Origin of the sequence: Paenibacillus agricola (assembly GCF_011440305.1) — a bacterium.
Classification (GTDB): Bacteria; Bacillota; Bacilli; order Paenibacillales; family NBRC-103111; genus Paenibacillus_S; species Paenibacillus_S agricola.
Genome location: NZ_JAAOIW010000010.1, coordinates 275,029 through 298,664, shown reverse-complemented (window position 1 = coordinate 298,664; position 23,636 = coordinate 275,029). Strand labels below are relative to the sequence as shown.

Here is a 23,636-nt window from a genome sequence, read left to right as displayed (position 1 = left end):
GTTATTATAATCATCACAGATATCAGTGGGGACTAAAAAAGATGACTCCTGTTCAGTACAGGAATCATCTCTTATGTGTGGCCTAGCACTCTTTTTTTTAAGTGTCCTTGACTAAGGGTCTAGTTTATCCCTCGCTACAGGTTGGACGCTTCTTTATTTTATTTGATGGCTACCTATATTCGATATTCTTGTTAACTGGGCTCCTTAGCCTTCCCTTGCTTTTCCCTAAATTGCCCTGGGGTAATCCCTTCGTTTTTCTTGAAAATCCGGTTAAAATAAGGCGGCTGGTAGCCAACCTGCAAGGCGATATCATTAATTTTTCCATTCGTTTCCAGAAGAAGTCGCTTGGCCTTTTCCATACGGTATTGGGTCAAATAATCAATAAATGTGTGTCCAGTCACTTGCTTAAAACCAAGGCTCAGCTTCTTCGGGTAAGTTCCGTGTAAATCCGCGCAATATTCTAAGGAAATATCCTTCATATATTTCTCATGGATCGTGATCAATACATGCTCCACAAGCTGCTTCAGCTGCACATTCTGGGTCACATGCAATTCCTCAATATAAGGATGAATGACCTTATCCTTCATCCTTTGCAATACCGCTTTAGGATCCGGCATATCGTATAGCTCCGCCCACAGCATTTCACCGTCTCCCAGCTGCAACGGATTAAAGCCGGAGAGCATAATCGCATTTTGCAGGTTGCCGTATAACTGCAGCAGCCCTTGCCGCACCTGGATTTCTTTGTCCGCCTGCTCTTGCAGAGCTGCAAGAAATTGATCCATCCCCTGGGTTAGCTCCAGCTCCATTCCCATCCGCAGCGCATGAATAATGTCCTTCTCAATTTCAAAAGGATACGTAATCCGATGCTGGCCCTCGGGCATCATTTCATCCATATACAAAATCTGCTGCTGTTCATTCAGCTTACGGTGGCTGAGCGCTTTGCGGGTGTCATCAAATAAATCCGGCACGCTGCGGATCGAATCTGCGCTTTTGCCTACACAAACGGTTGTATCTACCTTTAAAAGCTGATGCAGGATGGATGCCAACTCTCCGGCCCAATGATGAAGCGTCGACTTTATATCCTCCTTGCTCGTTTCCCGCTCAAATCGGACGAACAGCCCCACGGTCAAATCCTGAAAATTAATAATACTTGTCGCAAATGGTTTAGTGCTTGTGATTTCCTCCAATATATTGGCTGCTGCAAAGGTAACGAGCTGCTCGTCCCCCGGCGCAAATTTACCTTCCGAATTGTAGAGCCCATGCATCTGCACAACCATAATAGCGTAAGTCTTTTCCCTTACATCCCAGCCATATTCCTCCATACGGTCAATGATTTCCCCATCACTTAAGAAATACAAATGGCCTTGCACCAGCTGTAACAGAAAGCTTTCCCTGAGTGAAGGGAGATGGGTATCAATCCTCTCCTGCAAAACCTGGCTTTCCCTCGATAAGTTTTTCCACTCGCTGGCAATATAGTCGATTTCGTCCGTGCCCTCCGCATGGCTGTTGCCCGTGCGAAAAAGCAGCACAAGCCTGCGAATTGGCCGGTAGAACTGGCGGGAGCCAAACCAGGACAGTCCAAGTGCCAGCAGTAAGCCAGCGCAGCCCGCATATATCACTAATTGTGATAAGAGCTTAACCGGCTCCGTTAACTGTTCAATGGGTGTCGCTGTTGCTACCGTCCAGATGCTGCCAATCCGTTTCATTTTATCAAAGGAAATTGAATAATCTTTACCCTGCCAGCTTTCAATAGAGGCTTCCTCGCTTTGGCTCTGTCCCTGCTGGTTAATTACCTTGGTGACGAATTGATCCAACTTCGTTGGCTCCTTGGTACCATCCCTTCCTAAGGAAATATAGTGTCCATCCTCCTTCACCAGCTGCGTGGACCCGAAGCCGCCCGGCTCCAGCTCGCTAAGTAATTTGTCCAGCTGCTTAGCGTTGATTTCTACGATTAAGGCTGCCTCCGTCTTCGCCATTCCGCCTGGAAGCCGGACAACCAGCATATAAGGTGCTGAATTGGGATTTACTGAAATCGTGTTGGTCCAAAAAATATCACGCTGGGTCAAAGCCATCTGCCTGTAAGCCATCAGCAAGTCACGGGACTGGAACTTTTCAATCCCTATGTTTTCTTTAATTAACACCTCCTGCTTATCCAAGTAAAGGCTTACATCCTCAATCAAGGAATCGGAAGATTTTATCCAATTCAACGATTTGAATATAACCTGCTGGATGTTATAAAAGTCCTTTTCAATATCGAGATTTTCATACGTTTTGGTTAGGTTTAAGTTAAAGGACCATTGCGCCATTACCGTTTCCAGCTGGCTTAAATTGCTATCGATCCGCTCCGTTGCATAAGAAACCTGGTTCTGGTGGGTCCGCTTGGCTTCCTTTTCAATATTAGCTGTTCCAAAAATGTACACGAATATTCCGATAATTGCCGCAGGCAAGCAGGCGCTAAGGGCCGCAATCAGTAAAGTATTCCTATAATGTTTATGCTTCCACATTTCCTCATCCCCCCGCTATGTCCTATCTTAATACAAACAATACCTATAAGCCAAGGGGATTTGGGCTGAGGAATGAATGTCCAATAGCAGGAAATGCGCGGGAATAAGATTGCAATTGCAGGAAATGGCTGACGCTTATATATTGGGGACAAGAACAACAAGAGGATGTGATTGGATGGACAGACAGAAGCTCGAATCCGCAGAAATTGCCGAGTGGAATAAACAAACGCGTAAAATTAGAAGTTCACGCAGCCGTACAATTTGGCGAGGTATCCGCAGGGACCAATATTTGTATTTGCTTGCGCTACCGATGCTTGCTTATTTTCTGGTGTTTAAATATGTACCCATGTGGGGGATTTTAATTGCATTTAAGGAATATACACCTTACGTCGGTTTTATGAATAGCCCTTGGGTCGGATTTGCCCACTTCGAGCGCTTTTTCTCAAACGAGGATTTTATGATATTACTCCGCAACACACTGGCTATTAATATTATGAACCTGGTGCTATTTTTCCCGCTCCCGATCCTGATCTCAATCCTTTTAAATGAGGTGCGTAGTGAATGGATCAAAAGAACAATGCAATCCGTCATTTATTTGCCCCATTTTCTATCCTGGGTCGTTATTGCAGGTATCACCTTTCTAATGCTGTCTATCTCTGATGGAATCATCAATAAATTGTTATTCGCGATGGGCTTTGCCAAGCATGATTTCCTGACCGATCCGAATCTATTCTGGCTGCTGTTAACCGTGCAATCGATATGGAAAGAGGCCGGCTGGGGAACCGTTATTTTCCTGGCAGCGATCGCCTCCGTCGATCCGCAGCAATATGAAGCCGCCAAGATCGACGGCGCTGGACGAATCCAGCAAATCTGGCATGTAACATTACCAGCGATTCGCAATGTCATTATTATTTTGCTCATTCTGCGCATCGGCCATATGATGGATGTCGGTTTCGAGCAAGTCTATCTGATGATGAATGGTGCTGTATCAAGTGTTGCCGACGTATTTGACACCTATGTATACCGCAGCGGTATTCAGCAAGCCCAATTCAGCTACAGTACAGCCGTCGGATTATTCAAATCGGTTGTAGGCGTAACCTTGGTCGTTGTGACGAACAGGCTCGCCAAAAAATTCGGTGAGGAAGGGGTTTACTAACATGAATATTAGTATTTCTGATAAAGTGTTTAATGGAACGGTTTTGTTTATACTGGCCGTTATTGCTCTTCTTATGCTGTTTCCGTTCTATTATGTATTTGTCGTTTCGTTCACCTCACCGATTGAATATTTGCAAAAAAGCATGGTGCTGTTTCCCGATACTTGGACGCTTACTTCTTACAAATATTTGTTGGCCAACAATGTATTTATTAATGCCACAGGCATTAGCACCTTTCTGGCCGTTGTGGGTACGGCGCTTAGCCTGATCGTCACCTCAGCGGGAGCCTATACATTATCGCGCAAACGGCTGCAGGGCCGCCGCATTATCCTGATCCTGATCTTAATGACAACCCTATTTAATCCCGGCATTATTCCCCCCTATTTGGTAGTGAGGGAGCTTGGCCTCATTAATAGCATATGGGCGCTCATCATACCCGTTCTTACAAGCGGCTGGTACGTCATTCTAATGAAGGGATTTTTCGAAAGCATCCCCGATGAGCTTGAAGAGGCAGCCAAAATAGATGGCGCTTCAGATATTGGTATCTTTTTACGAATTATATTGCCGTTATCACTTCCGTCCTTGGCCGCGTTTGGTTTATTCTACGCAGTTGCTTACTGGAACACTTTTTTCTCGGCTATCCTCTATATCAATCGAGCAGATATCCGGCCTTTGCAGGTGGTGCTGCAAATGCTGTTAATCGATTCCTCCAGCTCATCCTCTGGAGATATGGCCAATATGATGTCAAGTGAAGTCCAAATCCCAACTGATACCTTAAAAATGGCCGCCATCGTCATTTCCACAGTACCCATCCTGCTCGTCTATCCATTCCTGCAAAAGCATTTTGCCAAGGGGGTGATGGTCGGCTCTATTAAAGGGTAAGGGGAAACGTGCAAGTATGACTGCTATACGTTAAATAACTATTAAAGGGAGGTTTATCAAATGACTATAAAACGCATACAAACAAACAAAAAAGTAATCACCGCTACAACAGGTGTGGTGCTGCTGTCAACCCTATTAACTGCCTGCTCCGGCGGTACACCTGCTGCCACAAACGGAACTACCCCAGGGGCAACAGCTCCTGTAGATAATAAACCCGTTGAAATTTCCATATTCACCCGACAACAAGGTGCACAAGCTGTAGAGCCTACCAATCCCGTACTACTTGAAATCGAAAAGCTGACCAATACCAAGCTTAATATCACATGGGTGCCTTTTAACTCTTACACGGAAAAAACCAAGGTAGCTTTAGCTTCAGGCGATATCGCCGAAATGATGGTCGTGGACAATATTTATGATCCTCAGGTCGTACAAATGGCCAACTCTGGCGCTTTCTGGGACGTTACCCCTTTTATTAAGGATTACAAAATATTAAACTCCTGGCCCAAGGAAATTTGGGATAATGCCAAAATTAAGGGCAAAAATTACGGAATCGTCCGTCCTCGTCCACTGGAAGGCGGCTGGGGCGTCCAATTACGCAAGGATTGGCTGGATAAGCTAGGCATGCAAGTACCCGAAACGATGGATCAAATGTATGAAGTGGTCAAAGCTTTTACAGAGAAAGACCCTGATGGTAATGGCAAGGCAGATACTGTTGGCCTGACCGCTAACGTGGACGTAGACGGGATGGGAGCCTTAGGCTGGATTGAGAATGTGTTTATTGGTGCTGTCGGCAAATGGAAGCTGACCAATGGACAGCTAACGCCAACCTTTGACGATCCGGGACAAAAGAAAGCCTTGGAGTGGATTAAGAAGGCTTATGATGAGAAGCTGCTGACGCCTGATTTTGCCGTATTGAAATCGACTCAGGCACGTGAGCAATATATGGGCCATAAAGCGGGCATATTGGGCTCCGCCGTCAACCCTCAATGGCTATTCACCGATGCGATGCGCAAAACCGTGCCTACCGCCGATTCCTTCCCACTGACCTACCTGATGGGTCCCGATGGTAAATTCGCCGGTAAAGATACAGGAACCTTCGGCATGTTCGTCATTCCTAAAACCGTTCCAGAAGCCAAGGTCAAACAAATCCTTGCCTTTATGGACAAAGGGTCCGATGAAGCTGTAACCAATTTCTCCATGTACGGGCTTCCGGATAAGCACTACACCATCAAGGATGGCATTCCTGTATTCACCGAGCAGGCCAAGACGGATAACGTAGCCGATATCAGCAACAACCTAGCGCAAATTTTCACTAGATACGATAAATATTTGCGCGCTTACTATAATGGGATACCGAAGGAATATCATGAACGCAATAAAAAGCTGATCGACGATCGTGAAGCCTTCAGCAAGCCGGATGCCGGCTTTGGATTAATTTCGCAAACTGCCTTAACCGTTGGGCCGGATTTGTACAAAAAGCTTCAGGATATGAAAATCAAAGTCATTCTTGGCAAAGAGCCTATGTCTGCTTGGGATGATTATGTGGCTAAGCTGAAAGCCGATCCGCAGTTCCAAAAAATTATCCAAGAAACCAATGATGCTTACAAAAGCAAATAAATGGAGACACCAAATAATCCCTGTAATGCCGATTCATGCGGCACACAGGGATTTTTCATGCCCTTATACAGCCTCTCTATGCCCGCTCTCTCAAACGCTTCCGCATCATATAAAAAGCTGTATAGGTCATCGAAGCATAAAATAACTACAACATACGCAGTGTTGGAATATATCGGCTGCTTCCATACGTGATTGAACACATAGACCGCAGTGAAAAAAACAACAAACAAGCTGCCAGCCACTCGCCTCAAACATTTCGACATATTCGTCCTTGTCGGAATTCCGCATATCGCGGATATCGAGGCAATAAATTTTTTCCATATCCGCTGGTACTGCCATTAGCTAAAGCTGGATAAGCCCTTCACGCGACACCGTCAGCTTTTCAAAGCCTGTATCGGTTATTGCATAGCTATTCTCGATACCAATAACCCCACGCCCAGGAAAAGTGAATTTGGGCTCAATGGCAATAACCATGCCTCGCTGAAGCGGATAGCTGAAGCCTTTGGCAAGCACGGGCAGCTCATCAATTTCAAGCCCAATCCCGTGCCCCAGAAACTTCACCTGGTCATCACCATAGCCCATGAAGTGGTCGCCTAAACCTGCGGCATGCGCCAGCTGCAGTGAATGCATATACAATTGCTCGCTAATAGTACCAGGCAGCAATCTTGATTCTACACTGCGGATAATCTGCTCCGATTTCCCGTAGGCTTCGAGCAAGTCATCCGGCAAAGTGCCGATAACGACAGTACGTGTCTGGTCAATTACATAGCCATCGATGCAGCAACCGATATCGATCAGGATGGGTTCATTGGCAGCAATAGGACGACGTCCAGCGCTCTGCGGGCTGGCGGCTGTAAGGCCCTGCCCTCCGGCCGGTCCGTCAAAATAAGTGGGCGTCGCAGCAGCTTCACCAGCACCGACCATGCCGGTAATCACTTCCTGATTATAGCCGCGCATCCGCATAAGCCCAATATGTCCATGCTGCCTTACAAACCATTCAATGCGGCTCATCAGCTCAAGCTCGGTCATGCCGATATGCAGCTTGCTAAGAGCGTCCTCAAAGGCGAGATTAATAATCCGCCCGGCCTCGCGAATATGCCCGATTTCATCGGGTGACTTGATCATCCGCAGCTCGCGGACAATCATCGAGCCATCCACCCATTCCACTTGCGGCAATACGGTCTCCAGCCGCTTCAGCTGCTGAACGGGCAGCACATCGAATTCTGCCGCCAGCTTGACCTTATGTGATGCAGCCGGATCGAATACGGAGCGGTATAAGCTTGCCAAACGCTCGCCAAAGCTGCGGAAGGAACCGAGCGGTTCTACCGTTACGGCTGATTCCCTCTCCGCCCGTATGACACTTCGGCGCACAAAAAACACCGCATTTCCCTCTTTAGGCACAAACAAATAGCCCGCTTGCATGGAGCCTGTGAAATAATACAAGTCTACATTTTGCGTGATCATACAGCCGTCGATCTGCTGCTTTTTCAGCCTCTCTTGAAGCCGGTGCACACGTTCAAGATTTTCGTTCATAAGGATACCTCCAGGGTTGTTGCCATTTGTTAATTACGTATCTTGATCAGGACAGGTTGATTGTGAGAGGTTGACTGTATTTAACGAATAGGCAGCCATTCGAGCACCGCTTGAATTTTGTGATCCCAATAGCCCCATTCATGGCTACCCGGCTCCTCCTCATACGTTAAATCCAGCTTTAAATCACGGCAATGGTCGCGGAATCGCAGATTGTCTGCATACAAAAAATCCTCAGTGCCGCAGCATTGGTACAGCTTAGGCTGCTTAATACCCTCCTCCTGTGCCACGTCCTTGGCTAGCTGGAAAAGATCCATACGGCTTCCTTGCACCTGATCCAAGTCGCCAAAAACACGCCCAAACTCCACAGGGTCACGTTGCTTGGACAGCTCCACTACATCCACAGCACCGGACAGGCTTGCTGCCGCCGCAAATTGCTCTGGGCACGACAAAGCCAGCTTAAATGCCCCATACCCGCCCATCGATAAACCAGCGACGAATGTATCTTCACGCTCATGGGACAACGGGAAAAATGAGCGTGCCAACGCTGGCAGCTCCTCACTAATAAACGTCCAATATTTATAGCCAGCAGCCATATCTGTATAGAAGCTGCGGTTGACCGCAGGCATCACGACTGCTATTCCATAAGCAGCTGCATAACGTTCGATGGAGGTCCTTCTCATCCAGATCGTATGGTCATCCGATAATCCGTGCAGCAGAAAAAGGGTTGGATGCTTAGCCTTCACAACCCTTGATTCCAACCCAATCTGTGTCGTTGTTGGCTGCGGTAAAATAACATGCATTGATGCGGAAACACCCAGCGTCTCCGAAAAGAAATGGCAATCGATAAAAGCCATAATTATATCTCCTTTATATGTAGACTCATCCTCTCTGTTAGAGTACCTTATCTTTATACCGCTTACAAATATTTCTCGTTTTTACTGCACAATCACCGCTTCAACGGCAGCTTTATATGGACGTAACCTGACAGGTAATCCCCTCTCCGTTGAAGGTACAAAGTATTAGCAGTAGAAGCTATGAACAAAACGTAAATTAAAGGATTGGGGAGCCCCGTCTTATCGTAATTGCCATCTATTGTGGCTGTTACGACAATCTCATCGTTCTTCTGGACAACACCTGTTACCTCATATTTGACCTAAACACCAAAGATGTCGGTTTCGCTCCACTTCTTAATTTCGGCTATGCCCCTATACTCGTGCCCTGTATCCAAGATAGTGGCATCATCGCTAAGGCTGGCAATAAATGCGTCGGAATCAGCTTCATTTGTCGTTTTAAAATAAGCGCGGCTAATCAGATTGCCATTCCTAATATTTCACGCAATCGATCCAAGATGACAACCCCGTCTGCGCGCGTTGCCACCATCGCTATCCAAGAGGCCTGCTCTTTTTCTTCGGCTAACAGACCTGTCGACACTGCATAATCCCAGAGCTCCTTATCCTCCTTTTCTACAAGCTCCTCGCCTTCCTCCACTGAAGGCTCCCTGCCTCCCCCTTCCGCCCAATGGCCTTTTATATCGCTTAAAGGATTTTCATCGGCTGGCACGTAAGCGTTAATAGCGGAGCCGATTGGCACATTAGCTTTAATAGCAGTGCTGGCAGCAGCGTTATCATGGATAACAGCTTGTTGTCCAACAAGCTCGATACCCGAGGTAAACACTGCTTCCTCCTGCTCAGCAAAGCCTATTTGCCCCGAACCAAACAGGCCAAAGGTTAATGTAAGGATCGCGGTTAACCAAACCAGCCTTCTAATGAGAACAAGCAAAAAGGCAGCAACCATCAGCTTTATTTTATTTTTAAAAGTGCTTTTGGTAAAAATAATTGTTTTGGAGTAGTTGGCCATACTCGTTTTCCTCCTCTGCTATTCAGCTTCATAAACCTTTACCGTCCGACTGCTCTCGCGTTTCCCAGGCGATGTCTTGGTCACATATACACGTCCCCCGCCCCCAGCCAGTTGGAGATTACTTATTGTAGCCGTAGTAGCGCCAATGGAGACAGAAGCAGAAGCATCAGAGCCCAGGAGAGTCTGCATAGGTGTAGCGGTTACAGCGTCTGCATAGACCTTGATCGTATCCCCCGGCTTGATCGCAATAGCCGTCAATTCATCTTGGTCCACAGCACCCGCAGCATTCGTTATCCGAAGCTGGCTTGCAGAAAGCGGCAGCGTTAATGGCTCGGCAGGATAAATTTTTGCAGTACGCGCGCTTTCCACCTCCTGTGGGTCGGTGATCGTCATGTAGATGATCCCAAAGCCTATTCCCGGCAAAGCCACCTCGACTATCGCCGACGAAGCGCCTGCTTCGACAACCGCACTACCGATAGAAACGGCCGAGGCATCATCCGTATATACTTTCACAGTATCCCCGGAAAGCAAACCGGTGAACGTGATCGTATCCGCTGTACCTACAGTATTATGGATTTGGATAGCCGATCGGTTCGGAGCATCGGTCGCCAGCTCAGCAGCAAAAGCTTTAATAACTCGGGCGCTCTCGCCTTTGCCAGATGAAGTAACCGTCACATAGACATGCCCGGCTTGTTTACCTAACTGAGCTATGGAAACTGTCGCCTTAGCTGATGCACTGTCAACCGTTACAGTGCCTATAACGCTTGTTGATACCGCATCTTCATATACCTTAACGACATCGCCAGTTGCTAAACCCGACCATTCAATGCGATCGGCAGTTCCAGTTGGCTCGTTGATGACAACGATCATCCCAGGCGAAGGCGATGTGCTGATCGGCTCCGGCCGGAATTGCTTAGCCACGCGCAAGCTCTCCTGTAACGGAGGGCTTGTGATCGTAACGTAGATGCTGCCCTCTACCAATCCCAATTGGGACAATATCGCATCAGCGGTATCCGACCCGGAAGCAGCCGTTGCTTGCGTTATGGGCGTAGCAGCTTGCTCTGACCTGTACACCTTTAACACATCACCAGCGCGCAGGCCAGTAACGATGACGCGGTCATTGGTTCCGCTAAGCTCATTGACGATACGAATTTGCCCCAATTGTGGCTGGGCACTTAACGCTTCACCCACATAGGCTTTTTCCGTAGCTCTGCTCTCGCGTTTGCCAGGCTCTGTTACAGCAACATAGAGAATTCCATCAGCAGCACCTAGCTGTCCAATGGCGACAACGGTACCATCGACGGAGCCAGATACCGCCGTGGCTGAGCCTAACGAAGCTGTTTTCGAAGCATCAGCGTACACTTTGATGAGATCTCCTGCTTGCAGCCCGAGTACCGCAACGGTATCATTGGTGCCTGTTGGCTTGTTGGTAACACGGATGGATGACGCAGCTGGAGCTACAGATAAGGGCTCTGCCAAATAGGATTTAACAATACGCCGGCTCTCCGAATATGTCGGCTGGGTGGCTGTAACATAAATATGGCCCGCTGCTACACCCAATTGATTGATCGCAATGGCCACACTATGGGCTCCACCGCTAACCACAGCGCTTCCTAATGCTACTGCTGTACCTCCGTCGGTGTACACCCTCACGGTATCTCCAGGGGCAAGCCCGGTTACAGTCACGACATCCGCGGTTCCCAACAGCTTATTATCGACATGAATCATGCTAGGGGCAGGCGGAACCGATGCGGCTGCGAAAGCCGGGTGCACCATCGTTGTCAGCAAAGCGGCGACAATGGCGCTAACTATGCAGCATTTTGCAAAGCTTATTTTTAGTAGCCTAAACGTTTGCAATATACACACACCTTTCTTAAAATTCAGTTCACTTTTTTTGAAATTCAATTCATATATAGCGGATATTCATAAATAACCGTTTTATACACATACCCGTCATAGGATAACTGGCTACTGCGCGGCATTTTTACCTTAACCCTGTAAATCACCGCCGGTCCCTTCAGCACCTGGAAAATAGACTCATTTTCCCTAATATAGCTATAAGGAAACAGGACGCCAGGTGTGCTGTCATCCACATAATCCTCAAATACGATGATCGGCTTGTCCGACAGCAGGCTCCCCTCATAAGGCGATCCATCTACACGCAGCTGCAAATTGTGCCTAAGCCCCGCTTCAAAAGCAGCCCATGCATTCGGGCGATCAAACACCACCAGCCCCTCCGCCAGCCAATCCTTGCTAATTTGCAAAGCCGCATCATGGCCGCCCCGGTTTAAAGCAAATTTCAAACGGTTGTGCGTCGTGCTCGCCACATAACGGTCTGCCTCGAAGCTCGTTGTATACATAAACATCAACACCACAAACAACAACAGCAACGCCCGATTCATAGACCATTCACCGCACCATCGCCTCGCTCATCTGCTTGGCATAACGCACAATCTGCGGAGGCTCACGGTCAGCACTTCCAAACATGTTGTGGAACAACCAACGGGGTGTGCTTTTTACAAACAGCTTGCCTTCAATATATTCACCTCTTGGAGTAAGCACAGTCGTTCCGGTAAATCCGATATCACTGCTATCCAGCAAAAACGTATGCTCCAATGTGTATCTCATCTCATCAATAATCTCCGGTGTAAACCGCCCATTATCTGCATTTGCAGCTTTCTGGATGGCGCTGTCGAGCACCATCTCCACAGCATTGGCGCGAGTTGAATAGATATCATGCAAAATCGGTTGGAACAACAACAGCAGCAAAACATAGACGCTCAGCATCTCGACCAAAGCTGCCTTCATGAGGGTATAGAATAGATGATGCCTGTATGGCTTTGCCTATCGAAGCCCCCCTGCACCCCACCCACAAATGCAGGTGTATGGATAATTGAAGTGGGAACCGAAGTATTGTTAAAAAGATCATCCATTTGCATCTTTTTATCCTTGATCGAGCTCCACATTGCCACAAAAATAAACAATCCGATTGCCGCTAACGTAGCAGCGATAAGTAAAAATTTTTCCAAAGCTGGTTTCACCGTGCATCCACTCCCCATTTTTTTCCACTTATCCAACTATCCAGCTTTCCAACTTTCCAACTTTCCAGCTTTCCAATTTACCCAAAATGATTTGTGCTTCGAGCCAAATCCGTTACATATTGCTGGGCAATATTAAGTGCATTCCACAAGTAGATCAACAACGGGCTAAAAGCTGCCGCATAGGCAAGGCTCCCAAAAAACTTCCGCCTTCGCCGCCGATTCTCACGCAGCAGCTGAGTATAGCTCTCTTCCCTCGCTTCTACGAGCGCCGAAATATCCTCAGGTGGCGCCATCTCCAAATCAGCCAGCAGCTTGCACAGCTCCTTCGCTTCTTTAGTGCCAATATCTTCGCCTATCGCTTGCAGGGCAACCGCAGCCCCTTCATCAAAAATCCGCAAGCCTTTATTCAAGGAAGGCTTAATCCTCACCGTATAATCGCGCAGCTTGGTCAGCATGGTATGCAGGTTCAATCGGCGGCGGCCAATGCCCTTGAGCTCGTCAGCAATCATGCTGTAAATCATGAACAGCTCCCGATTTTTCTCGCCATCGTCGATCTCCCGCCATTTTTTCAGGAAGTAAGTGAGCAGCGATGCCTTTGTATTGGTCGCGAGCAATAGTACAACCGGCCCCCATAATTGCAGCAATACAGCTGGGAGGGACTGCATGTCCCAGTGAAAAGAAAACTCATAGAGGCTATTAAGCAGCCAAAGCAGGGCACCCCCGTAACGGATAGACTGGATTTTCAATGCATTTAAGCCCAATGGATATCCCGTTCGCCCTAATTGCTGATCCAGCTCAGGATGCTGCAGCCATGTCTTCAATCGGATATATTGCAGCCGGGACATATATTTTACCGATAGCGGGGTACGCAATCGACGGTGGACAAGATAAGCAGCACCAGCATAGAGAAGACATATAAAAATACCAAGAAACCCGCCAAGCACGGCATATAAATCGAAATATTTCCCTATAGTGCCTTCAGCTCCTTCCATTAATAATCATTAGGCGGCCGACGAAACCAGGTTGCCAGAAGCAAGGAGCCAACAATAAAAATTACAGTAACCGTCAGCCAAAAGCGCCCCTGCTCCGTTCCTAGCTGATAATGTACTGTGCTGGTGTAACCCATAAATACGACCATCATTAACAGCAGTAATGGAAACAGCAGCACATGCAGCCAGCTTAGCTGCAGCACCTCGGAGCTGGAATCCCCTTCATCCCGCAACATATCAATCTGTTTATGAATATTTTTATCAATCGCCATCAAAGTACTCTCTACATTCTCGTTGCGAAGCAGCCCTTTTAGCACAGTTAAGCCAAGCTGCTTGGCAAACGATGTTTGTATACTGTAAATAAATTCCTCAACCGCCTTCTCCATTTCACGCGAGTCAATATAATTCAGCTCCTCCCTAATTAGATTCATAAAATGGCTGCGGATCGTGCTGGATGTGATTTCATGGCAGGAAAGCTGCAGTGCTAACCGCATATTACCGCGAGTAACCTTATATTTACTGCTCAATATCCCAATCGTTTCGGCGAGGTCATAGCCGCTTTGAATTTGTAGGCTGCGCAGCTTCAGGCGCTGGTAAGCAACAAAAGCCATAAAGGATACTACGGCCATAAATAGGCTGAACCGTGCATCATACGCCATCACATAGGAAACCATTCCTGTCGATAAGGAGCTGGACGCTGATAATAAAAGAAAACGCTGCACGGATAATTCGTTAAAATGCTCCCCCTGCGTCGCTTTTAACAGCAGCTCCAGCTCCCGGCGAAGCCGCTGGTAAACAACAGCAAGCTGGCTTGCCTTCCCGTATCCGGCTTGTTTGCGGGTAAGCTGCTTCATGCTTGACCGATGCCGGCGTTCTGTCTGCAAAAGCTTGCCCAAATAGCGAAGCGTAGGCTTTAGCCCCAAATACAAACCCTGCGTAAACAAATACGCCGAAAGGAACAACAGCAGAATCATAAGGATTGGATACAAGGACAATGGTTACCCCTCCTAAGAGTTTGCGAGGCAAATTAGCTTCGCAAGTGTCTGCTTTAGAGTTTGCGAAGCAAACTGGCTTCGCAAGCCTCTGCTTGATTCTATCCAGGCGAGTGCGCCATAGCTTCCAGAGACACACTCATTCGGTGTAATGGGTTGGCTTGGACAGGATTGTAAACGACAATCCCCTCTCCTTCTTGGATAGGTGCAGCTTTCGCAAGCTGCTTCAATGTATGGAATACCCGCTCTGCCTCCTCGCCGTTCACCTCCCGCATTTCCTTACGTAAGCTCTCGCTTATATCATCACGATATGACCAAGTATCGGTGGCCTCCTCCCAATGCATCAGCTCATGGGTACTGATTTCTTTGGTGCTGCGGTTGTATCTAAGCTCCATCACGCTTTTAATTCGTTTGCGCGTGCGGCTTGCGTCCTGCGTTTGTACGATCAGGATATCGATATTTTCAGCCACCCGCTTTTCTTCCTCCTCAAAACGGGCGCCAGCATTCAGGTTGCACAGCAGCCTTGCGAACTGGGATGGAACCGTTTCGGGCTTCCATGTGTGATATGTGCTGCCAAAGCCTTTAAGCAGCCTCTCGCAAGCAAGCATCGCCCCTTCCGCTTCAACCCTACGCACCTCCCCGATAATCGCGTAGTCCACATCAAAGCGGAGCACTTGGTCCATTGCATGATGAAAGGTGCCTTCATGCGTAATACGCTCAATCAGCTTTTTCTCTGGAAAATCGCGGCTTGCTGCCAACTCATAATGCTTTTCAATAATGGCACCTGTATAATGGTTTGCCCGCTCAGACAAAAGCGCCTTGAGTGTCGTAGACTTTCCTGTGCCCGGCGGTCCAATAATTAAGTGATTGCAATGTGTTTTGGAGATGCCTTGCAGCAAGGCGACCGCTTCTACCGGAATGGTCCGCCGCCTATCATCTGCCAAGTCCTCCACCGTAACACGTCCAATCAAAAAACGCCGGAACGTGATCACATCATGCCTTACATCAGGCTTTACTGTAAGGGTGACTCGTTCTCCAGTATATAAATCCACCTCCAGCGTTGTGTTGTATAGATTCACGATAGCGTCCTCCTTTTGCCTGGTGAGCGCCCGTATCATTTTATCAACCTCCTGTGTAGAGGAAAATTGGAAGGGCATCCGTTCGTGGCGCCCATTATGGTGTATCCATATAGAGGTTCCGATGATTTGTGCTGCATAGCTATCCGGATACGTTTGCCAGCAAGCTAATGCCTTAAAGCCGTAAATTTCATGGAACATCGCATGTGTAGCATCACCATAGCATCGCTGCTCCTCTTTGGCATAATGCCTGAGATTCACATAATAATCAGGAAGCTCCATCTGGTGAAGCCCATGCCGATCAACATGGGATTGGATTTGCTCCATGATGGCTGTTACCGTGTCCGGCACCCCAATAATCGCTTTATTTTCCATTTCTACAAAAGCTTCCGCATCATCTCCACCGACTCCATTTGCCAGCGCCCTCCCCGATCCCTGATGCATCGCTCCGGCAAACCGCACAGTAACCATCTCCTTATAGTCACGACAGGCTTGCTCGAACAACATCCTGCTCCCGTTAGCTACGGGCAAGTATTCATGTATGCCTGCGGCTGGAAACGGGCTGGATCGTTCATGAACCTCCGGCTTCGAATGGAACTTCCCAATATGAAATTTTGGCTGGCTGCCCATAACCAATCAAGCCTCCTTGACGGCGGGCTTCATCCAACGTAACCATGAGCCCCTAAAAGATCCGGTTCCACTCTCGGACACTCTTGCTTCTTCCATCAAAGTAACACTTGTTACTGGTAGGTTATAGTAATGTAAAATCGCCTTGGACACTTTCTGCAGCTCCTTATTATATTCTTGGCTTTGTGGGTTGGCCCATCCTCCCTCTGCCTCCCCACGGTAAAAAGTTGGTACATAGGGGAAGCTTCCCACATAGGGCATGCCCAGCTGGCGGGATAATTGTTTTTCATTCTCTACATCTGGGGAATGGTACATTTTATTAAACAATAGCATCGATTGCCGCTGCTCCCACTGGAACACAGGCTGTAAAATATGGTCGCACATCCGCCTCCACTGAATCTTGGCTTGCTGGCTTTGATTCATATGGACGAGCAATAAATCCGAGGCATAAATGCTTTGCGCTGCCAATGCATGGTCGGGGTAGCTACCCGCATCCAGCAAAATCAGGTCGAAGCATTCACGGGCCTTCTCAATCAGCCAGGAGACGCCATCTGTCTGGTAATAGTAAAGCTTCTTCAAGTCACGGTTGCCAGCCATATAGTAAACGTTTGGTGCCAGCAGCTGCATTTTATTAGGAAGCTCTGTAGCTTGGAGCTGCTTTCCTTGCAGGCTACCCCACAGCTCATCTACATATTTACCGGTATATGCTAAACCACTGTCCCCTGGATTCCACCCATTTAAACCAAAAATCCCTACCCTAACGCCAGACAAAGCTGCCAAGCTGGAACCAATTGCCAATAAGCTCGACGTAACTCCTAGCTGCGGAAGTGCTCCTATCGACGCAATGACTTTGCTGGTTGGACTTTCTTTGGCTAAGCAAATTCTACCTGCCTGCTCTGCTACTTGTTCGGGTGTATGGTACGGAGAAACATAGTCAATACCTTGAGCCGCACAAAGGCTTTGGGTCGTCCTCATAGTCTGGGGATCAAGCTCATTGCTGAGCAAATAAATAATTCTGTTACTTGGATATCGGCTGCGCAATGCGAACACCTCATAGAGATCAAGCAGCCCATCACTTACAATCCAAGCATCCCCAGGCAAAAGTAGAACCTCTGGATGATAAGCAGACGGAAATGCCGTCCCTTCTATCGAGAGTATCGATACCATATCCTTGGAAACAGAAGCTACAGATCCATAATCACCTGACAACCTGAGTGCTTCAAGCAGTCGCCTGTCATTCGATACCACATAAACATTCAAAAATGAATTCCCTCCCATAATAAGTGATATTTCAAAATTTCCATATTCCCTGCCTGCTTAACACTGACTAACGATATACAACAAGGAATTGATAGCCCTTTGTTCCGTATTTTCGGATAAGCTCCTTTTGGTTATTGTCTACAATCAACTCAATGGTGCTGACCATACCCGTTGGTTTTTTGCGGTCATCTGAGGAACCGATCTCTTGGTTATTCGTGCCTTTCGCATAGCTGACTACAATTTCCTGCAGCATTCCTTCCTCCTCGTAGGGAATATTCAATTGATCCAGATTATCACGCGTCAGTTCTTGGTTAGCCGTCTTTTCATCGGCTTTTTTGCCTTCCTCCTTCTGGACAAGCAGCAGTGAAACCCGGTCGCCCCGCAGTAAGCTGCCGGGTGGCTTGCCGAACATCCATTCCGCAGGAAGCGGCATATTCCATTCATTAGGCGAGGGAATCAAATGCGCTGTATTCAGCATATCCTCCGTTATTTGTTCATTTAAACGCACCGTTCTTGTCGTTTCCTGACGAAGCGCATCTGGCAAATTCACCAGAGCGCCAGCTACAAGCTGCTCCTTTTTCACTTTGACAGTTTTAAGATCCGCAGCCGCCAACCGTGCCCCACGTTCTATCGGTCGTGATGCTTGAACAACATCCACGGTGCCCCAATTGGGCTCCACCACCCATTTCCAGCCTACTAATAAGGCAGGACCTGACAAGCACAAACCAATAACTAACAAATAGTACATGCATTTATACCAAACATTCATCGAACTGGCACCTCCGGTTTTCTGGTTAGCCAGCCACGCAACCAATTCCCCATCGACTTTTCCAATTGAGACTTCACTCTGGGACGATCCTGCACGAGCACACCCAACCAGCTAGCCTCGGCAATCCTTGTGTAATCAACGGCAGGAAGCATGCATACAGGCGGTTCGGGCAGTACACTTAGCCACTGTCCAGTATGGCTGGATGCTACCGCTTTATTCGCGATGCCAAACACAGGCTTGCCAGCTGAGCGAAGTTCCTCAAGAAGCTTCATATTATGTCTTGCCGAAGCTGATTCCAGCTTATGGAGCAAAGGATCGATTACATATACAAGCTCGGATGCAAGCTCTATCAGCTCACGGGCAAGCGGAGCTTGCCACTCAGAGCCAATGTCTACCAATACAAACGGTCTCTCTATTTCCTCCAGCAGCTGCCACCATAAATTGGCACGGTGATTCTGGTGGTTATGGTGGTTATGGCTGCCACCGCTGCCGATGTGACCCAACCCTGAAGGCTTTGGAGGATGCCTGCCTCCCGCAGCACCAGCTTGCAAAGAATGGGAGGCCTGCCAAGCCTCGTAGAGCTCATATCCCGTTCCCGACTCCAACAAATTTGCAAAGGCTTGTGGTGTTCCAGCTATCGGCAACGAGGAGCCATACTGTAAAGATACATCGCTTGCTCTTGAGGAAGGTATCGTCGGAAAAGCTGTACCGACCAGGCTGTTATCATAAGCCGCCGCCGTGTCGCCTGGATAGGGCGATGCAGGCAGCCATAACGTGCAGCCATCCTCCCATGCCGTCGGCATCTGTCCCCGTTGGGCTACCGCCGCTTCGTTGTAGCAACGGTAGCCTGCTGGCGCGTGCTTCTCGCCAAACAGCAGCGCATGCAGCTCCGGCTGCTGCGTCGGCGCCTCCAGCACAGCATGCTTCACACCCAGCCCGTGCAGCACACGGGCCAGCGCTAGCGCGGCGAATGTCGCGCCCGCTCCGGCGTAAAGCCCCGCCACCGCGACTACGCGTGGCATTGGCTTCGCCATGCCCTCGCCCGTGGCGGCTGCGCCTGCCCCTACACTCGCGCCGCTTCGCCTCCGTCCTGCGCTGCTCCCCACGTCGCCCGGCTCCATACCTGCGGCTGCACTCGCGCCGCCTCGCCTCGGCTCCGCTGCGCTGCCGTAAGCTTCGCTATTACCTGCGCCCGCCGCTCCGCTCCACGTCCCGCCCGGCTCTGCTCGCTGCGGCTTCGCCAGCACGCGCTGCAGCTCGCCGTGCGCTTCCACCGCGCTCTGGCAGCGCGCGGCGGGCTCCGCATGCAGCAGCTTCTCCACGAGCGCCGACAGGCTCTCGGGAAGCGACGCGCTATGCTCGCGCAAAGACCGGCGGCTCGCGTAATAATAATGACCGCCGCTGAGCAAAAAATACAACAGCGCACCCAGCCCGAATAAATCGGTGCGCGCATCTGTCTGCCTCCCCTCGAATTGCTCAGGTGCAGCAAAACCAATCGTGCCGATGCGCACCGTATCTGCCGCTTGTCCCACCTTAAAGCTGCGCGCTATGCCAAAATCGATCAGCCTGATCCGCTCTTGCGTATCGATCATCAGATTGGCCGGCTTCACATCCCGGTATATAATAGGCTCCGGCTTTTGACTATGCAAATAATGAAAAACATCGCAAAGCTGCAGCGCATAATCAACAGCTTGCCTAACCGGCATTCTCCTCCCCTGCCTTTCAAAACGTTGCAGCAACGTCTCCCCATCAATATAATCCATCACCAAATAGCTGAAGCCTTGCTGGTTCCCTGGAAAATAATCGACGATATCCGGCAAATTCGGATGATTAAGCCTGACAAGCATCTCCGCCTCCGCCAGAAAGTCATATTCGGCTTGGATGCCCTGCCTTATCTCTTTTAACGCCCATCGCTTCCCTGAGAGCCGCAAATCCTCAGTCAAATATACAGTCGCCATGCCTCCGCTACCCAACACCGACACAATCCGATAACGCCCTCCTACTACATCACCAACATGCCTGCCCTGCTGCTCTTGCATGCTTGAACACCTCACCTTCTTGATCCCTTCCCCAACAAAAACAAAAAAACCGCCCCATCTACGCAATTAAGCGTAAAAGAGGCGGTTCTTCCGCAACTATTACCAAATATTTACTATAAATTACCACATATTTCATGATATTGCAACAAAAATTGCAACAAATTTTGGCAGCTATAAAATCTTAAGAAAAGAAACCACTGGTTCATGCTTGCCCTCACGATAGTCAGTCGGCGTATAACCAACGGTTCTCTTGAATACTTTTGTGAAATAACCAGCGTTATCGAAACTGGTCAAACGGGCAATTTCTGAAATCGGCAGCTCTGTGGCCGTCAGCAGCCTTGCTGCTTCCTCAACTCTTAGCCTGCTTAAGTATGCCATGGGAGAGAGACCTTTCTTTTTATGGAAATATTTGCAGAAATGATACTTCGATAAACCTTCACTATCCGCAAGCTCCTCCAAAGTAAGAGGCCTATGCAACTGGCTGCGCATAAATCGGATCGCTTGTTCATAGGATTGTGCCTTTGATTCCCCTGGTGCAACAGCTAGCTCATCCTTTACAGACTGGCTCCATACCGCTACCAGCCACTCGTAAATCCGTACAGACTGCTCCTGTACATCGTTAAGTTTTTGTCCCAGCACATCTCTGTACATTTTCCACAATAACTGGATCGGTGCAGAAGCGGCTTCGAAAGGCAGCACAGGACCATGCCCACCTATTTGTGCCCACAACGAATCAGATATATCGCCGCTAAAACGAAGCCAAATTAATTCCCAGGGCTCCTCGCTTGCTGGATCATAATAGTAGCGGTGCGTGCCTGGAATCGTCACCATAAAAGCACTATGCTTCGGTACCGCAAATAAACGGCCATTCACTTCGATATAGCCTTTTCCCGAAAGCGTGTATTGAAATAAATGCCCATGTGTATCCCGGTTCATACCATCATAGGTATAGCCTTCACCGGTTACCGTTTGGTAACCGATTGTTTGAATAACCAGCCATGACGAATCTTGCTTCGAGTAACGAAAGCCGTAAGAGCTGAGCACAATATTTTACCACTCCATCCCAAAATATTGTTGTATTGATTGTCTTTACTGCTTTATTTACAATTTGATTATAAGTGAAAGTAACAATATTGTAATATTAATTGATAGGGATGTGTGAAAAATGATTTTATCAGATTGTTATGCTTCATTAGAAAACCAGATTTTGACGGCTGGAAACACATTAATCGAACGTCAATGGAAGCTCACTCATGAAGGCTTATTCCCCTTATCTTTATTGGATAAACGCAAAGACACAGAGTGGTTGGAGCCAGGCGATGAAACTGCCGCCGCCTTTGCACACCCTATTGTCCCCGGAATAAACGCAGACTTTACCCTATCCGAAAGCATCGTAGAAAACGAAAATGGTTTTGCCCCTGCTCATCTGAAGGTTATTATCCATTGGAGCAGTCCAACTATAGATCTGGAGGCTACCATCCGCCTTTACCCCAATAAACCGGTTATTCGCCAATCCTTAAGCTACCGCATGAATAGTATTTTTGCGGAAAATGCCACTAATGCTAAACCATTCTCCCAAGCAGAGGCCTCCCCTTTGCCTCCAGCAGCCATACATATACCAAGCGTTACGCAGTTGCAGTTAGATAACAACCACAATAAGCTTACCTTGCCAAAGGATTTTCTTGATTTCATTCCGCTTGCGCCCTTGCATTGCAAATGGACATCGGTCAAGCTGCTCGATGTAACGGATACAAACAATAATCTGGTCAATCTTGAAGAAGGACTACTTTACCCTAATGAAAAACGAATGGTAGCAGGCAATTTCCTGATGCTGCACAACCAGCTTACTCGCGATGGTATCATTCTGGTCAAAGAGGGTCCAACCCCTCTCGCACATTTGCAGTATCCAGGTGGTGACTTTCAATTTATCGGCAAAAAGCTGTGGCTGTTAGGCTCGGGTATCGCCGAGAGCGATCTGCAAAGCAATGAATGGATCCATGCCTATGGAACAGCGGTAGGGGTATACCACGGCGAGGAGCTGGGACAAAATCAGTGGATTCATCAATATTACCAAAGCTTAAAGGTAACTGATCCTGCGAGGGACTTGTACATCATGAGCAACACTTGGGGGGATCGTTCCCGAGATGGCCGCGTTTCGGAAGCTTTTATAAGGATTGAGCTGGAGCATGCGGCGCGGCTAGGCATTACCCATGTACAAATTGATGACGGCTGGCAAAATGGGGCAACCATGAATTCCATCATTCCCGGCGGAACATGGGGGGACTACTATTCAAATGGGGATCAATTTTGGGACGTACATCCAGAACGATTTCCGAATGGGTTTGCCCCTATTGTCCAATATGCCCAAGAGCTCCACATCGAGCTGGGCTTATGGTTTTCTCCAGACTCCACAGATGATTTTACATATTGGGAGCAGGATGCAGCCACGTTGCTGCGATTGTGGAAGGAGCATGGTGTCCGCTACTTTAAGCTTGATGGGATTACACTTAGAAGCAAAATTGGCGAGAAAAGGTTTCTGCAAATGATGTCTATACTTGCTGAACTATCGGCAGGGAGTATCTATTTCAACCTTGATACTACGGCGCAAGTGAGGTTAGGCTATTTGTACCATACCGCTTATGGTGGTTTATTTTTGGAAAATCGTTATACCGATCGCGGCAGCTACTATCCGCACTGGACCTTGCGCAATTTGTGGAGGCTTTGCCCTTATGTTCCGGCTAATAAGCTGCAAATGGAATTTTTGAATGTAGACCGGAATCAACATATGTACGGGCAAGATCCACTTTCGCCAGCAGCTTGCGGAATTGCTTATGCCTTTGCGACAACCTTATTCGCTAGTCCTTTGGCATGGATGGAGCTCTCAGGGCTGGCCCAGCAGCACAGGGAGCCATTAGCCAAATTGATTGGCCTATACCAGCGGATTAAGGACGAGTTGGGATTGGGGCTTGTGCTTCCCATTGGTCAGGAGCCAAGTGGAGCCGGATGGACCGGGTTACAATGTATAACCAATGAAAAAAGCGGTTATTTATTGCTTTTCCGCGAATGGACGCATCAGCCTACAGGAGCATTCCGTTTATGGGGAGAACCAGGAGAAGCGTTGGGGGCAGAGCTGGAGATTGTCTGCCTTGTCAGATCACATGGACAGCATGGACTTGAAGTGCCTGAAGGCAATGTGGCTTTGTTGCCAATAGCAGGCTCCGATTCCTATGAATTCTCGCTACCGGAACGGCTTAGCTTTGGCTTATATCAGTACAAAAAATCTTCGAGAATATAGA

The 23,636-nt window shown here is 48.3% G+C and carries 21 protein-coding genes; 5 read left to right on the top strand and 16 right to left on the bottom strand.

All coding sequences use genetic code 11. The annotated features are described in order from the left end of the window. A partial coding sequence (locus tag G9U52_RS25190; protein ID WP_166146575.1) for an IS3 family transposase occupies nucleotides 1-86 on the top strand: 86 nt, incomplete at its 5' end. Nucleotides 87-191: 105 nt separating this feature from the next. On the opposite strand, the gene G9U52_RS25185 is transcribed toward G9U52_RS25190, so the two are convergent. Continuing rightward, complete coding sequence (locus tag G9U52_RS25185; protein ID WP_166153409.1) at nucleotides 192-2,504, bottom strand: helix-turn-helix domain-containing protein; 2,313 nt, start codon at nucleotides 2,502-2,504, stop codon at nucleotides 192-194. Between the two features lie 175 nt (nucleotides 2,505-2,679). Between G9U52_RS25185 and G9U52_RS25180 the strand changes: the two genes are divergently transcribed. The 3 genes from G9U52_RS25180 to G9U52_RS25170 are packed head-to-tail and all read left to right on the top strand — an operon-like array spanning nucleotide 2,680 to nucleotide 6,157. Next, nucleotides 2,680-3,660 carry an ABC transporter permease gene (locus G9U52_RS25180; protein WP_166153408.1) on the top strand — a complete coding sequence of 327 codons (981 nt, stop codon included), beginning with the start codon at nucleotides 2,680-2,682 and terminating at the stop codon, nucleotides 3,658-3,660. Between the two features lies 1 nt (nucleotide 3,661). Continuing rightward, complete coding sequence (locus tag G9U52_RS25175) at nucleotides 3,662-4,540, top strand: carbohydrate ABC transporter permease (RefSeq protein ID WP_166153407.1); 879 nt, start codon at nucleotides 3,662-3,664, stop codon at nucleotides 4,538-4,540. Nucleotides 4,541-4,600: 60 nt separating this feature from the next. Beyond that, nucleotides 4,601-6,157 carry a type 2 periplasmic-binding domain-containing protein gene (locus G9U52_RS25170; protein WP_166153406.1) on the top strand — a complete coding sequence of 519 codons (1,557 nt, stop codon included), beginning with the start codon at nucleotides 4,601-4,603 and terminating at the stop codon, nucleotides 6,155-6,157. Here G9U52_RS25170 and G9U52_RS40245 read toward each other — a convergent pair. From G9U52_RS40245 to G9U52_RS25095, 15 genes are all read right to left on the bottom strand, one after another. Then, complete coding sequence (locus tag G9U52_RS40245) at nucleotides 6,142-6,420, bottom strand: hypothetical protein (protein WP_243767537.1); 279 nt, start codon at nucleotides 6,418-6,420, stop codon at nucleotides 6,142-6,144. The two genes, G9U52_RS25170 and G9U52_RS40245, sit on opposite strands and share 16 nt — an antisense overlap. Before the next feature lie 79 nt (nucleotides 6,421-6,499). Beyond that, nucleotides 6,500-7,690, bottom strand: a complete 1,191-nt coding sequence (locus tag G9U52_RS25160; protein WP_166153404.1) for a M24 family metallopeptidase — start codon at nucleotides 7,688-7,690, stop codon at nucleotides 6,500-6,502. Nucleotides 7,691-7,770: 80 nt separating this feature from the next. Then, a complete protein-coding gene (locus tag G9U52_RS25155; RefSeq protein WP_166153403.1) occupies nucleotides 7,771-8,544 on the bottom strand; it encodes an alpha/beta hydrolase in 774 nt (257 codons plus the stop codon). Nucleotides 8,545-8,998: 454 nt separating this feature from the next. Then, complete coding sequence (locus G9U52_RS25150; RefSeq protein ID WP_166153402.1) at nucleotides 8,999-9,547, bottom strand: hypothetical protein; 549 nt, start codon at nucleotides 9,545-9,547, stop codon at nucleotides 8,999-9,001. Between the two features lie 18 nt (nucleotides 9,548-9,565). Next, the gene (locus G9U52_RS25145) at nucleotides 9,566-11,404 is read right to left on the bottom strand and encodes a hypothetical protein (protein ID WP_166153401.1); all 1,839 of its coding nucleotides are present in this window, start codon (nucleotides 11,402-11,404) and stop codon (nucleotides 9,566-9,568) included. 44 nt (nucleotides 11,405-11,448) lie between these two features. After that, the gene (locus G9U52_RS25140) at nucleotides 11,449-11,949 is read right to left on the bottom strand and encodes a hypothetical protein (protein WP_166153400.1); all 501 of its coding nucleotides are present in this window, start codon (nucleotides 11,947-11,949) and stop codon (nucleotides 11,449-11,451) included. A gap of 7 nt (nucleotides 11,950-11,956) precedes the next feature. Then, nucleotides 11,957-12,355 (bottom strand): hypothetical protein, encoded by a 399-nt coding sequence (locus G9U52_RS25135; RefSeq protein WP_207953182.1) that lies wholly within the window; start codon nucleotides 12,353-12,355, stop codon nucleotides 11,957-11,959. Continuing rightward, nucleotides 12,352-12,588, bottom strand: a complete 237-nt coding sequence (locus G9U52_RS25130) for a hypothetical protein (RefSeq protein WP_166153398.1) — start codon at nucleotides 12,586-12,588, stop codon at nucleotides 12,352-12,354. Before G9U52_RS25130 ends, G9U52_RS25135 begins: the two co-directional genes overlap by 4 nt. A gap of 77 nt (nucleotides 12,589-12,665) precedes the next feature. Beyond that, a complete protein-coding gene (locus G9U52_RS25125) occupies nucleotides 12,666-13,580 on the bottom strand; it encodes a hypothetical protein (RefSeq protein ID WP_166153397.1) in 915 nt (304 codons plus the stop codon). Then, on the bottom strand, nucleotides 13,580-14,572 hold the full coding sequence (locus tag G9U52_RS25120) for a hypothetical protein (protein WP_166153396.1): 993 nt from the start codon (nucleotides 14,570-14,572) through the stop codon (nucleotides 13,580-13,582). The genes G9U52_RS25125 and G9U52_RS25120 overlap by 1 nt, the downstream gene beginning before the upstream one ends. Nucleotides 14,573-14,670: 98 nt before the next feature. Next, a complete protein-coding gene (locus G9U52_RS25115) occupies nucleotides 14,671-16,275 on the bottom strand; it encodes an ATPase, T2SS/T4P/T4SS family (RefSeq protein ID WP_166153395.1) in 1,605 nt (534 codons plus the stop codon). Between the two features lie 6 nt (nucleotides 16,276-16,281). Next, nucleotides 16,282-17,532, bottom strand: a complete 1,251-nt coding sequence (locus G9U52_RS25110; RefSeq protein ID WP_166153394.1) for a P-loop NTPase family protein — start codon at nucleotides 17,530-17,532, stop codon at nucleotides 16,282-16,284. 67 nt (nucleotides 17,533-17,599) lie between these two features. Next, on the bottom strand, nucleotides 17,600-18,301 hold the full coding sequence (locus tag G9U52_RS25105; RefSeq protein WP_166153393.1) for an SAF domain-containing protein: 702 nt from the start codon (nucleotides 18,299-18,301) through the stop codon (nucleotides 17,600-17,602). Next, nucleotides 18,298-20,340: a serine/threonine protein kinase gene (locus tag G9U52_RS25100; protein ID WP_166153392.1), complete on the bottom strand. Its 2,043-nt coding sequence runs from the start codon at nucleotides 20,338-20,340 to the stop codon at nucleotides 18,298-18,300. Before G9U52_RS25100 ends, G9U52_RS25105 begins: the two co-directional genes overlap by 4 nt. 171 nt (nucleotides 20,341-20,511) lie before the next feature. Beyond that, the gene (locus G9U52_RS25095; RefSeq protein ID WP_166153391.1) at nucleotides 20,512-21,384 is read right to left on the bottom strand and encodes a helix-turn-helix transcriptional regulator; all 873 of its coding nucleotides are present in this window, start codon (nucleotides 21,382-21,384) and stop codon (nucleotides 20,512-20,514) included. Between the two features lie 121 nt (nucleotides 21,385-21,505). On the opposite strand from G9U52_RS25095, the gene G9U52_RS25090 reads away from it, so the two are divergent. Next, entirely contained in the window at nucleotides 21,506-23,635 is a 2,130-nt protein-coding gene (locus G9U52_RS25090; protein ID WP_166153390.1) for an alpha-galactosidase, read from the top strand. Nucleotide 23,636: the final 1 nt, after the last annotated feature.